The sequence below is a fragment of the Escherichia sp. KCJ4928 genome, from assembly GCF_004352695.1.
Taxonomy (GTDB): Bacteria; Pseudomonadota; Gammaproteobacteria; order Enterobacterales; family Enterobacteriaceae; genus ECMA0423.
This window is the reverse complement of the sequence record NZ_SJWV01000823.1, coordinates 1-255: the sequence shown is the minus strand read 5'-3', so window position 1 is coordinate 255 and position 255 is coordinate 1. Positions and strand designations below refer to the sequence as shown.

1 protein-coding gene is annotated in these 255 nt (G+C 45.5%); it reads right to left on the bottom strand.

Annotated features, from left to right (window positions below; translation table 11 throughout):
• Nucleotides 1-255, bottom strand: a 255-nt coding sequence (locus tag E0D98_RS26950) for a porin (protein ID WP_205713051.1), incomplete at both ends; no start/stop codon positions are given.

Here is a 255-nt window from a genome sequence, read left to right as displayed (position 1 = left end):
CTTTTGCAACGCTGCCGGAATCAACGACCACTTCTTTTTCAGTCACATCCCCAGTTAAAGGATCTTTGATTTCAATAGTTTTGCTACCATTCAGTCCCTGAACCTGCTTATTGGTACGATCTGACTTAGTATACGCAGCCACAAAACCAAAACCATCAAACTCATAGCTGGCTGAGAAACCATACCCATCACCATTGGCCTTCTGGAGGTCATCGCGCTCATTTTTGCCCTGATACTGCGCCGCAAAATTCAGAC